This is a genomic window from Streptomyces sp., assembly GCF_031178505.1.
In the GTDB taxonomy this organism is placed as follows: Bacteria; Actinomycetota; Actinomycetes; order Streptomycetales; family Streptomycetaceae; genus Streptomyces; species Streptomyces gulbargensis.
This window is the reverse complement of the sequence record NZ_JAPSIW010000150.1, coordinates 1-11532: the sequence shown is the minus strand read 5'-3', so window position 1 is coordinate 11532 and position 11532 is coordinate 1. Positions and strand designations below refer to the sequence as shown.

Annotated in this window: 12 protein-coding genes; 6 read left to right on the top strand and 6 right to left on the bottom strand. The window is 74.3% G+C overall.

Annotated elements, in window-relative coordinates:
• The 3 genes from RIF68_RS13285 to RIF68_RS13275 all read right to left on the bottom strand — a co-directional run.
• Nucleotides 1-1651: phosphatidylglycerol lysyltransferase domain-containing protein (locus RIF68_RS13285; RefSeq protein ID WP_309051422.1), on the bottom strand; the 1651-nt coding region annotated here is incomplete at its 3' end.
• 144 nt (nt 1652-1795) lie between these two features.
• Nucleotides 1796-2875 (bottom strand): nicotinate-nucleotide--dimethylbenzimidazole phosphoribosyltransferase, encoded by a 1080-nt coding sequence (gene cobT, locus RIF68_RS13280; RefSeq protein ID WP_309051421.1) that lies wholly within the window; start codon nt 2873-2875, stop codon nt 1796-1798.
• Nucleotides 2876-2933: 58 nt separating this feature from the next.
• Nucleotides 2934-4136 carry a bifunctional adenosylcobinamide kinase/adenosylcobinamide-phosphate guanylyltransferase gene (locus tag RIF68_RS13275; protein ID WP_309051420.1) on the bottom strand — a complete coding sequence of 401 codons (1203 nt, stop codon included), beginning with the start codon at nt 4134-4136 and terminating at the stop codon, nt 2934-2936.
• 91 nt (nt 4137-4227) lie between these two features.
• Between RIF68_RS13275 and RIF68_RS13270 the strand changes: the two genes are divergently transcribed.
• Nucleotides 4228-4434, top strand: a complete 207-nt coding sequence (locus tag RIF68_RS13270) for a hypothetical protein (RefSeq protein WP_309051419.1) — start codon at nt 4228-4230, stop codon at nt 4432-4434.
• A gap of 56 nt (nt 4435-4490) precedes the next feature.
• Here RIF68_RS13270 and RIF68_RS13265 read toward each other — a convergent pair whose 3' ends face one another.
• The 3 genes from RIF68_RS13265 to RIF68_RS13255 form a co-directional block, all read right to left on the bottom strand.
• Nucleotides 4491-5555 (bottom strand): trypsin-like peptidase domain-containing protein, encoded by a 1065-nt coding sequence (locus RIF68_RS13265; protein ID WP_309051418.1) that lies wholly within the window; start codon nt 5553-5555, stop codon nt 4491-4493.
• 121 nt (nt 5556-5676) lie between these two features.
• Complete coding sequence (locus tag RIF68_RS13260) at nt 5677-6450, bottom strand: methyltransferase domain-containing protein (protein WP_309051417.1); 774 nt, start codon at nt 6448-6450, stop codon at nt 5677-5679.
• 65 nt (nt 6451-6515) lie between these two features.
• Nucleotides 6516-7121, bottom strand: coding sequence for a DUF3043 domain-containing protein (locus tag RIF68_RS13255; RefSeq protein WP_309051416.1), 606 nt, complete (start codon nt 7119-7121; stop codon nt 6516-6518).
• Nucleotides 7122-7395: 274 nt separating this feature from the next.
• Here RIF68_RS13255 and RIF68_RS13250 point away from each other — a divergent pair, with 274 nt between their 5' ends.
• From RIF68_RS13250 to RIF68_RS13230, 5 genes are all read left to right on the top strand, one after another.
• Nucleotides 7396-8193, top strand: coding sequence for a PspA/IM30 family protein (locus RIF68_RS13250; RefSeq protein ID WP_309051415.1), 798 nt, complete (start codon nt 7396-7398; stop codon nt 8191-8193).
• Nucleotides 8194-8264: 71 nt separating this feature from the next.
• A complete protein-coding gene (locus RIF68_RS13245; RefSeq protein WP_309051414.1) occupies nt 8265-8543 on the top strand; it encodes a hypothetical protein in 279 nt (92 codons plus the stop codon).
• 222 nt (nt 8544-8765) lie between these two features.
• Nucleotides 8766-9962 carry a sensor histidine kinase gene (locus RIF68_RS13240; protein ID WP_309051423.1) on the top strand — a complete coding sequence of 399 codons (1197 nt, stop codon included), beginning with the start codon at nt 8766-8768 and terminating at the stop codon, nt 9960-9962.
• Nucleotides 9959-10663, top strand: coding sequence for a response regulator transcription factor (locus RIF68_RS13235; protein ID WP_309051413.1), 705 nt, complete (start codon nt 9959-9961; stop codon nt 10661-10663). The genes RIF68_RS13240 and RIF68_RS13235 overlap by 4 nt, the downstream gene beginning before the upstream one ends.
• Before the next feature lie 182 nt (nt 10664-10845).
• The coding region (locus RIF68_RS13230; RefSeq protein ID WP_309051412.1) for an efflux RND transporter permease subunit at nt 10846-11532 on the top strand (687 nt) is incomplete at its 3' end.

The window sequence follows — 11532 nt, the reverse complement described above, 5'->3', positions numbered from 1 at the left end:
TCTCGAACAGCATGAACCGTGGCTCCCAGATCGGCCGGTACTTGGCGTTGGCGCGGTACAGCGACTCGATCTGCCACCAGCGGGAGAAGAAGCCGAGCAGTGAACGCCACAGGCGCAGCACCGGCCCCGCCCCGAGCTTCGAGCCACGTTCGAAGACGGAGCGGAACATCGCGAAGTTCAGCGAGACCTGAGTGATCCCGATCTCGTCGGCGCGCCGCAGGAGTTCGATCACCATGAACTCCACGAGGCCGTTCTCCGAGTCCCGGTCGCGGCGCATCAGGTCGAGCGACAGGCCCTTCGGCCCCCACGGCACGAAGGAGAGCAGCGCGCGCAGTTCACCGGCCGCGTCCGCGCACTCCAGCATCACGCAGCGGCCGTCGCCCGGGTCGCCGAGCCGCCCGAGCGCCATGGAGAAGCCGCGCTCGGTCGCCCCGTCCCGCCACTCGTCGGCCTTGCGCAGCAGCGCCGCCGTCTCCCCGGCCGGGATGTCCTCGTGGCGGCGGATGCGCACCTCGTACCCGGCCCGCTTCACCCGGTTGTACGCCTGCCGGACCGTGCGCATGGCCCGGCCGTCCAGGGTGAACTCGTCGGTGTCGACGATCGCCTCGTCGCCCAGCTCCAGGGCGTCCAGGCCGTGCCGGGCGTAGACCGTCCCGGCCTCCTCACCCGCGCCCATCACGGCCGGGATCCAGCCGTGTTCGCGCGCCTCGGCCAGCCACGGCTCGATCGCGCCCGGCCAGGCCTCCGGGTCGCCGATCGGATCGCCCGAGGCGAGCGAGACCCCGCCGAGCACGCGGTAGGTGACGGCGGCCTTCCCGCTCGGCGACCAGACGACGCTCTTCTCCCGGCGCAGCGCGAAGTAGCCGAGCGAGTCGCGGTCCCCGTGCCTGTCCAGGAGGGCCCGCAGCCGCTCCTCGTCCGCGGGGGTGAGCGGGTCCACGGCCCGCCGCGAGCGGAAGGCGGCGAAGAGGACGGCGAAGAGCAGGAGGGTGGACAGGACGTTGATCGTGACGTCCACCCAGCCGGGTGTGGCGATGTCCGGGAAGCGGGAGTCGTCCGCGGCCAGGGTGACCAGCCGCATCAGCCCGTACCGCCAGCGCTCGGGGAAGGACGGGGAGCCGGGGGCGGTGTTGGTGAGGGTGACGAGACCGGCGGCGAGGAGCGAGGTGACGAGCAGGCCGCCGGCCGCCACGCAGGCGGCCAGGACCGGGTTGGAGCGGTCGCCCTTCGCGTAGAACTCCCTGCGCCCCAGCAGCAGGGCGAGGACGAAGGCGGCGGTGAGGACGAGCGAGATCCAGTTCTGGGTGTGTCCCCGCACCTCGGGGAAGAGCATGACGAGCGCGAACAGCAGCAGGAAGAGGCCGCCGAGCACCAGGTTGAGGATCCAGGCGGCACGCTTCCTGCGGCGCATGGTGACCGCCAGGAAGAGGGTGAAGACCCCCGAGGCGAAACCGGCGGTGAGCAGGTACGGGGTGAAGAAGTCGTCCTCGTTGTGCCGGCGCAGGTCCTGTCCGAAGGAGACCCACACGGCGCTCAGGAAGTTGACGAACGTGACGGCGCGCAGGTACCAGACGGCGAACGCGGCGGCGCGCCGTGAACGGGTGGTGGTGCCCCGGGGTGTTCCTTCGGCGGACAAACGGACCTCTCCCATGAAAAGCGATCATATGGGGCATCGCTGGTCATGAAGCGGCTCCGGAAACGGCCCCGCGCGCGTCGCGGGCACGGTGGGTCCCCACCTGCCCGGCCGCGTCACGGGGGCCGTCCCCGGAGCCGGTCGTTCCGCAGGTCTTCCCCGTCAGGCGCCGCCGCCGTCGCCCGCCGCGTCCGGGGTGGTCGGGTCCGGACGCTCGGGCAGCTCCGCGGCGAACGCCGCCGCGGCGCGGACGAGGGGAAGCGCGAGCAGTGCCCCGGTTCCCTCACCCACATGGACGCCGTGGTCCAGCAGAGGGTTGAGCGCCATCCGGTCCAGCGCCTTCGCCTGCGCCGGCTCGCCGCTCACCTGGCCCGCCAGCCACCAGTCCGGCGCCCGGAACGCCGCCCGCTGCGCCACCAGCGCGCAGGCCGCGCCCACCACACCGTCCAGGATCACCGGCAGCCGCCGGACCGAGGCCTGGAGCAGGAAACCGGTCGTCGCCGCGAGGTCCGCGCCGCCGACCGCCGCCAGCAGCTCCAGCTGGTCGCCCAGGACCGGCCGGGCCCGCCGCAGCGCGTCCCGGACCGCCGCGCACTTGCGCATCCACGCCAGGTCGTCGATCCCGGCCCCGCCGCGCCCGGTCACCACCGAGGCGTCCGTGCCGCACAGGGCGGCGATCAGGGTGGACGCCGGGGTGGTACCGCCCACGCTGAGATCGCCCAGGACCACCAGATCGGTGCCCGAGTCGGCCTCCTCGTCGGCGATCGCCATGCCGAGCCGGACCGCCGCCTCGGCCTCCTCGGCCGTCAGCGCGTTCTCGATGTCGATCCGGCCGCTGCCGCGCCGGACCCGGTGCCGGGTCACCTCCGCCGGCAGCAGCTCCGGGTCGCAGTCCAGGCCCGCGTCCACGACCCGTACCGGCACGCCCATCGACCGGGCGAGCACGGCCACCGGGCTCGCGCCCTCCAGGACCGCCCGCACCAGCTCGTGCGCCGTACCCGCCGCCCGCCCCGACACCCCGAGCGCGGCCACCCCGTGGTCGCCCGCGAACAGCACCGCCTTCGGGTGCTCGACCGGCCGGACCTTCACCTCGCCCTGCGCCGCCGACAGCCACTCGCCCAGCTCGTCCAGGCGCCCGAGGGCACCCGGCGGCACGACCAGCCGCTCACGGCGCTCCTCGGCGTCCCGCCGTGTCCCGCCGTCGGCGCGCGCGATCAGATCGGAGAAGTCGTCCAGGTTCACGGTTCCGCCTTGTGACATCAGCGAGGGTCATCGTCCGTACGTGTCGGTCGACCGCACCCTACCCGCGCAGCACCAGCGGCTGACCCGCGGCCACCCACACCACCTGCTCGCACTCGTCCGCGAAGGCCGCGTTCAGCCGCCCCAGCTCGTCCCGGAACCGGCGCCCCGCCGCCGTGCCCGGCACCACCCCCGAACCGACCTCGTTCGTCACCGCCACGACCGTACGGCGGGTGGCTCGCACCGCCGCCACCAGCTCCGCCGTCCGCTCCCGCAGCGCCGCCCGCCCGCCGTCCGCCCACCGCTCGTCGTCCCACGCGCCCACCCGGTCCATGGCGTCCGTCAGCCACAGCGACAGACAGTCGACGAGCAGGGCCGGACCGTCCTCGGCGAGCAGCGGCACGAGGTCGCAGGTCTCTGCCGTACGCCAGGAACCCGGCCGCCGCTCCCGGTGCAGGCTCACCCGCTCCGCCCACTCCGGATCGCCCTCCCGGGTGCCGCCGGTCGCCACGTACAGCACCTCCGGGAACGACTCCAGCCGCCGCTCGGCCTCCACCGACTTCCCCGACCGGGCGCCGCCGGTCACCAGCGTCCGCCGCGGCACCTCCGGCACCTCGTGGTACTCGCCCGCGTACAGCGTCGTGCCGTCCGGCACCGCCCGCGCGCCCGCCGCCGCCAGCCGCCGGTCCAGCTCGGCCCCGGTCGGCGCGTCGTGGTCCAGATGCGCCGCGATCACCACCGTCGCCGGCCCCACGCCGCCGGCCGCCCGCAGCCGCGCCAGCGCGTCCGGCCGCCCGGTGACATCGGCGATCACCACGTCGTACGGCCCGCGGTGGTCGTCGGCCAGCCCCGCGGGCGCCCCGCCGGGCGGCAGGTAGAGCAGCCGCTCCCCGTCGGCCGAGGTCACCTCGTACCCCGTCCCGGGCGCGTCCATCGGCACCGCCCGCACCCGGTGCCCGCTGATCAGCGTCAGCTCCCGGCCGTCCGGTACGCGCCCGGCGGCGGGCAGCCCGGCGGGCAGCTCCACCGCGGGACCGTCGTGCGGATGGGACAGCAGCACCTGGCGCACCCCCACGAGGGAATGCCCCGACCTGGCCGCCGCGAGGGCGGCGCCGGGGGTGAGGTCCAGGAGCAGGGCCCCGTCGACGAGCAGCGCGGTCGCGGCCCGCGCACGGGACCCTCGGGAGAGCGCGCACACGGCGCAGGGGCAGTCGGGGCGGGGCAACCCCAGGGGGGCGCCGGTGCCGAGCAGAGTCAGTTCCACGCTCAGATCCTCCCGCGCCACCGCGAGGCGTGCGCGCCCGGCTACTCTGCGGGCAGGAAACCGATCATCCGGCGAGCACCAGGAGGCGGACATGGCATGGACGTGGCGGTTCGAGAAGTCCGACGGCACGGAGGTCCAGCCGGTGGTGACCCCTGAGGAGTTCACCACCCAGGGCGACGCCGAGAGCTGGATCGGGGAGCACTGGCGCGACCTCCTCGCGGGCGGCGCCGATCAGGTGACGCTCTCCGAGGACGGCACGAAGATCTACGGCCCGATGCCGCTGGACGCGGAGGGCTGAGCGCCCCGGCGGCCGGTACGGGGCGGCGGCCCCGCTCCCGTACCGGCCCCGGCCGGTCACATCTCGCCGAGCGTGACCTCCGCGCGGCGCGTCTGCGCGCCCCGCACGTACGTCACCGTCACCTTCTCGCCCGGCCGCCGTGAGGCGAGGGCCTCGGCGAGGGAGGTGATGGTGGTGATCTCGTCGTCACCGATCCGGGTGATGACATCGCCGGGGCGCAGGCCCGCCGCGCCCGCCGCGCCGTTCGCGGGCGCCTCGACGACGGCCACGCCCGCCGGGTCGTAGTCGTCGCTGAGGACCGTCCGCCCGGAGATGTTCAGGGCCGCGCGGCCCGAGTCGGTCACCCTGCCGTCGCGGATGATCTGGTCCGCGATCGTCCGCACCATGGACGCCGGGATCGCGAAGCCGATGCCGGGCGCCGCACCCCCGCCCATCTGGGGATCGCTCGCCGCGAGCGTCGGGATGCCGATGACCTCGCTCCGCAGGTTCACCAGGGCGCCCCCGCTGTTGCCGGGGTTGATCGCGGCCGAGGTCTGCACCATGTTCCCGATGGTCGCGCCCGTGCCGCCGCCCGCGCGCCCCTCGCTGACCGTCCGGCCGGTCGCCGAGACGATGCCCTGCGTGACACTGCCGGACAGGCCGAGCGGCGACCCCATCGCGAGCACGATCTGCCCCATGTCGACCTTCGCGGAGTCACCGAACCGGGCCGCCTTGAGCCCCTGCGGCACGGAGTCCAGCTTGATCACCGCGAGATCCTGCTCGGGGTACGCGGAGACGAGCCGCGCCGTCACCGGCTGCCCGCCGGTCGCCGCGGTCACCTTGAAGCTCCGCTCCCGGCCCACCACGTGCGCGTTGGTGACGATGTGTCCCTTGTCGTCGTAGACGACCCCGGAACCGAGACCGTTCGTCGCGTCGATCTGCACGACCGAGGGCAGCACGTCCCGGATCACCTGCCGGTAGTCGTCCTCCAGGTCACGGGCGGCGACCGGCGCCGCCGCCTGCGTGGAGCGGTCCGGGGCGGCCGTCCCGGAGCCGGCGGGGGAACAGCCGCCGAGCAGCGCGGCGGCGCACATCCCGGCGGCGAGCGGGGGCAGAAGGCGACGGGCAGCGGATGCGTCCATGTCCGGAGTATCCGATTCCGGAGTCTGCCCGGCCCGGCGGACGCATCCGATCAGGTGTGGAGCGGGTGGCCGGGGGTAAGGCTACGGGCCGGGAGACCGGCCGCCGCCGCCCACGCGACGGTCAGCCGCGGACGCCGCACAGGTGCAGCAGGCCGGCGACCCGCCGGTAGGGATCCGTTCTTCCGGCCCGGTCCTCGGCGGTCAGCAGCCGGTCCAGCTCGTCCGCCGCCGGCAGGCCCCGCTCGGGCGGGATGCCGTCGGTGAAGACCCGCACCCCGTACCAGGCGTGCAGCGGCGCCGCGATCCCGGCGAGCGTCGCCGTCAGCGCCTCCAGCCGGTCCGCCCGCACCTTCACCCCGTCGTCGTTCGTGTAGACGTCCGACTCGAAACCGGCGAGCGCGCCCGGCCAGTCCCCGGCCAGCCCCGGCCGCATGGCCAGGGCGTCCGCGTTCCGTACGACCAGGGAGAGCAGACCCCCGGGCGCCAGCATCCGGGCGAGCCCGGCGAGCAGCGCGTCCGGCTCGTCGGCGTACATGAGCACCCCGTGGCACAGGACCACGTCGAAGCTCCCCGGCATGAAGTGGACGCCGGTCTCGCGTCCGTCCCCCTCGATCAGCCGGACCCGCTCGCGGATCCCGGCCGGCTCGGTCGCCAGCGACTCACGCGCCGCCTTCAGCAGATCCGGATCGGCCTCCAGGCCGGTCACCGTGTGGCCGGCCCGGGCGAGGCGCAGCGCCTGCGTGCCCGGCCCCATGCCGGCGTCGAGGATCCGCAACCGCTGCCCCACCGGGTAGCGGGCGGCTATCTGCTCGTCGACCTGGCGGGCGACCAGCTCCTGCCGGACGGTGTCGCGCAGCCCGCCCTGGCCGGACGGCCAGTGCCCGGCGGGCAGCACGGGGCCGCCCGCCTCGGGCGCGCCCCCGTCCGGGGTGACGTGCTCCGGGGCCGACCGGTCGGCGCTCAGGGCCGCTCTCCGCGCTTGACCTGCGGTTTCGGAAGCCGCAGGCGGCGCATCTGGAGCGTACGCATCAGGCCGTAGGCCACGGCACCGCGCTTCGGCTCGTTCGGGAAGCGCTCGTTCAGCTGCTTCCGCAGCCGGATCGAGATGCCGATCGAGTCGATGACGATCAGGATGATCACGCCGAGCCAGAGCAGCAGCGAGATGTTCTGCAGCGACCGGTTCGTGTTGCCGAACAGCGACAGCACCAGGATGACGACCGCCATCGGCAGGAAGAACTCGGCGATCGCGAAGCGCGAGTCGACGAAGTCGCGCACGAATCGGCGGACCGGTCCCTTGTCACGGACCGGCAGGTAGCGCTCGTCGCCGCTCGCCAGCGCCTCGCGCTGACGGGCCAGATCGGCCCGGCGCGCCTCGCGCTGACGCTTGGCGGCCTCCTTGCGGTCGAGCGTCGTGGACTGCGCGCGGCGGCGCTGCGACTGGGCCTCACTCCGCTTCGGGGTCGGGCGGCCCTTGGGGGCCTGGGGGTCGCGGGGCTGCTTGGGGGAAAGGTCCGCCGTCACCTTCTCGGTGGGGGCCTTCTCGTCCTTCGTACGGCTACGGAACACAAAACCCAAGGGTACGGGGTGGCGGGCATGGACCCCAGCCCGGGCGGGAACGATCGGCTAACGGAGTGCGTCCTCCTCTCCGCCGGGGACGGCACGGACGCGGGTCCACCCCGAGATCCGTCTACTCCCTGGGCCGGAGGGAGGAGCCGCGCAGTCGTCCTTGGGGAGGAGCGCATCCGGCTCCGAACAGTGCGGTAATGGAGACAGGGCCCGTACTGTGGATCCTGTCGATAGAGCTGGTGCCGAGTCCGTCAGAAGGGGGCGCGCGAAGCCCATGAGCGGTGTCATGAAGCGTATGGGGATGATCTTCCGCGCGAAGGCGAACAAGGCCCTTGACCGGGCCGAGGACCCGCGCGAGACGCTCGACTACTCCTACCAGAAGCAGCTGGAGCTGCTGCAGAAGGTGCGCCGGGGCGTCGCCGACGTCGCGACCTCGCGCAAGCGGCTCGAACTCCAGCTGAACCAGCTGCAGAACCAGTCGGCCAAGCTGGAGGACCAGGGCCGCAAGGCGCTGGCGCTCGGCCGCGAGGACCTGGCACGTGAGGCGCTGTCCCGCAGGGCCGCGCTCCAGCAGCAGGTCGGCGACCTCCAGGTGCAGCACCAGACGCTGCAGGGGGAGGAGGAGAAGCTCACCCTCGCCTCCCAGCGGCTCCAGGCCAAGGTCGACGCCTTCCGCACCCGGAAGGAGACCATCAAGGCCACCTACACCGCGGCCCAGGCGCAGACCCGGATCGCGGAGTCCTTCTCCGGCATCTCGGAGGAGATGAGCGACGTCGGCCTGGCCATCCAGCGCGCCGAGGACAAGACGGCGCAGCTCCAGGCGCGGGCCGGCGCGATCGACGAGCTGCTCGCCTCGGGCGCGCTCGACGACCAGTCGGGCCTGGCCAAGGACGACATCCAGGCCGAGCTGGACCGGCTCTCCGGCGGTACGGACGTCGAGCTGGAGCTCCAGCGCATGAAGGCCGAGCTGGCCGGCGGCTCCTCCGCGCAGCAGCAGGCGATCGAGGGCGGCGCGGGCGGTGCGCAGCAGGCCCCGCAGTCCCAGTCCCACCCGCGGTTCGACAAGCAGTAGCCCCGAGACCCGCCGAGGGCGGGCATCCGCACCGGCGGTGACCGGCCGCTCGGCGACCCGAAGGACGCGACATGATCGTACGGATCATGGGGGAGGGCCAGTGGAAGCTGGCCGACAGCCACTTCGCCGAGCTCAACGCGCTCGACGACGAGCTGCTCGCAGAGATGGAGTCGGGGGACGAGGACGGCTTCCGCCGCACCCTGGGCGCCCTGCTCGACGGGGTCCGCAGGATCGGGGTGCCGCTGCCCGACGACTCCCTCGAACCGTCGGAGCTGATCCTTCCGGCGGCGGGCGCGAGCCTGGACGAGGTCCGCGGGATGCTCACGGACGACGGCCTCTTCCCGGGCTGAACGACCGGTACGGCGGGGCCCCGCCACCCCACGCGGTGGCGGGGCCCCGGGCCGTTCCCCGTACCGTTTCCCGATGTGACCCTCGCCGACCCCGCCCCGACCGGCCCGGCCCCCGACGACCGGTCCGCCCCCGCCCCGACCGCGCCGCCCCGGGCACCCGCGCCGGGCGCGGGGACCGCACCCGCCGGGCCCGCACGCCCGCCGCATGCCCCCGCCGGCCGGCTGCGCGCGTGGTTCGCCGCGCATCCGCTCGCCTTCGACGCCGTCCTCGCGTTCGGCGTGTTCGTGTGCATGGTCGCCGCCTCCTTCACCAACCCGCACGGCAGTGCCGTGGCCCCCGCCATCGAGCGTGCCCCCACCGGCGGGGGCGTGCTCGTCATGGGAGCCGGGGCCGCCGCCCTGGTGCTGCGCCGCCGCAGGCCCTTCGCCGTGCTCGCGTTCACGGTGGCGAGCAGCCTCGTGGAGCTCGCCGCCGACACCCGGCCCGTGCCCGTCACCATGAGCGCCGTCCTCGCGCTGTACACCGTCGCCTCCCGCACCGACCGCCCCACCACCTGGCGCTTCGGCCTGGCCACCATGACCGTGCTCACCGCCGCCGCCATGGCCTTCGGCCCGACACCCTGGTACGCGCAGCAGAACCTCGGCGTGTTCGCCTGGACCGGCATGGCCGCCGCCGCCGGGGACGCCGTCCGCAGCCGCCGCGCCTTCGTGGACGCCATCCGGGAGCGCGCCGAGCGGGCCGAACGCACCCGCGAGGAGGAGGCCCGCCGCCGCGTCGCCGAGGAGCGGCTGCGGATCGCCCGCGACCTCCACGACGTCGTCGCCCACCACATCGCCCTGGTGAACGTCCAGGCGGGCGTCGCCGCGCACGTCATGGACCGGCGCCCCGACCAGGCCAAGGAGGCCCTCGCCCACGTCCGCGAGGCGAGCCGTTCCGCCCTGGACGAGCTGCGCGCCACCGTCGGCCTGCTGCGGCAGTCCGGCGACCCGGCGGCCCCCACCGAGCCGGCGCCCGGCCTCGCCGACCTCGACGGGCTGCTCGACGGCTTCCGCAAGGCCGGCCTCCCGGTCACCCTGGCCCGCGCCGGCGGCGAGGTCCCGCTGCCCGCGACCGTGGACCTGGCCGCGTACCGGATCGTCCAGGAGGCCCTCACCAACGTGCGCAAGCACGCCGGGCCCGGCGCCCGCGCGGAGGTGAGCGTGGTCCGGGTGGGCCGTACGGTCGAGATCACCGTCCTGGACGACGGCGCGCCGCCCGCCGGGGGACCCGCCGAGGACGGCGGCGGCCACGGGCTCCTCGGCATGCGCGAGCGGGTCACCGCCCTCGGCGGCACCCTCACCGCCGCACCCCGCTACGGGGGCGGCTTCCGGGTGCAGGCGATACTTCCGGTGACGTCCCGCACGGGGGAGGACACATGACGATCCGGGTACTCCTCGCCGACGACCAGGCCCTGTTGCGCAGCGCCTTCAAGGTCCTGGTGAACTCCGAGCCCGACATGGAGGTGGTCGGCGAGGCCGCCGACGGCGCCGAGGCCCTCGCCCTCGCCCGCGCCCAGCGGCCCGACGTCGTCCTCATGGACATCCGCATGCCCGGCACCGACGGGCTCGCCGCCACCCGTGCCATCACCGCCGACCCCGGCCTGGCGGACGTGCGGATCGTCATGCTGACCACCTTCGAGGTCGACGAGTACGTGGTGCAGTCGCTGCGCGCCGGGGCCTCCGGCTTCCTCGGCAAGGGGGCCGAACCGGAGGAACTGCTCGGGGCCATCCGGATCGCCCACGCCGGCGAGGCGCTGCTCTCCCCGGCCGCCACCAAGGGCCTCATCGCGACCTTCCTCGCCCAGGGCGCCGCCGCGGCCGACGACCCCTCCGGCGGCGGCCCGGGCCGCTCCGAACGGCTCGGCGCCCTCACCGCCCGCGAACGGGAGGTGCTCGTCCTGGTCGCGGGCGGACTGTCCAACGACGAGATCGCCGAGCGCCTCGACGTCAGCCCGCTCACGGTGAAGACCCATGTGAACCGGACCATGGCGAAGATCGGCGCCCGCGACCGCGCCCAACTGGTGGTCACCGCCTACGAGTCCGGTCTGGTGCGACCCCGGGCCGGGCAGGGCCGGGACTGAGGGACGCCCCGGGGCCGGGTGGTCGTTCCGGGGGAGGGCCGCGTACTCCAGGCGCGGTATGCGCGGCCCGGTGAAGTGGGCCCGGGGGGCGAGGAATTCCCGCGGCGGATCCCCGAAGGTGGAGCCGGGGGTACCGAGGTCGTGCCCGCCCGCCGACGAGTACGCCACGGAAGTGAGTCCCCATGTCCTGGCTGTCCAGATTCAGCCTCGCGCAACGGGCCCTGATCGGTCTGATGTCCCTCGTCGCGATCGTGTTCGGCGCGATCGCGATACCGCAGCTGAAACAGCAGCTCCTGCCCTCGATCGAGCTCCCCGTGGTCTCGGTCCTCGCCCCCTATCAGGGCGCTTCTCCCGAGGTGGTGGAGAAGCAGGTCGTCGAGCCGCTGGAGAGCGGGCTCAAGGCCGTCGACGGCCTGAAGTCGGTCACCTCCACCGCCTCCGAGGGCAGCGCCGTCGTCATGGCCTCCTTCGACTACGGCGACGAGTCCACCAAGCAGCTCGTCGCCGACGTCCAGCAGGCCGTCAACCGCGCCCGGGCGCAGCTCCCCGACGGCGTGGACCCGCAGGTCGTGGCCGGCTCCACCGACGACATCCCGACCGTCGTCCTCGCCGCGACCTCCGGCAAGGACCAGCAGGCGCTGGCGGACCAGCTGGAGCGGACCGTGGTCCCCGCCCTGGAGGACATCGAGGGCGTCGGACAGGTCACCGTCGACGGCGTCCAGGACCTCCAGGTCTCCGTCACCCCGGACGAGCGCCGGCTCGCCGCGGCCGGCCTCAGCACCATGAAGCTGGCCGAGGCCCTCCGTGCCGGCGGCGGCACCGTCCCGGCCGGCTCCCTGACCGAGGACGGCATGAGCCGCACCGTCCAG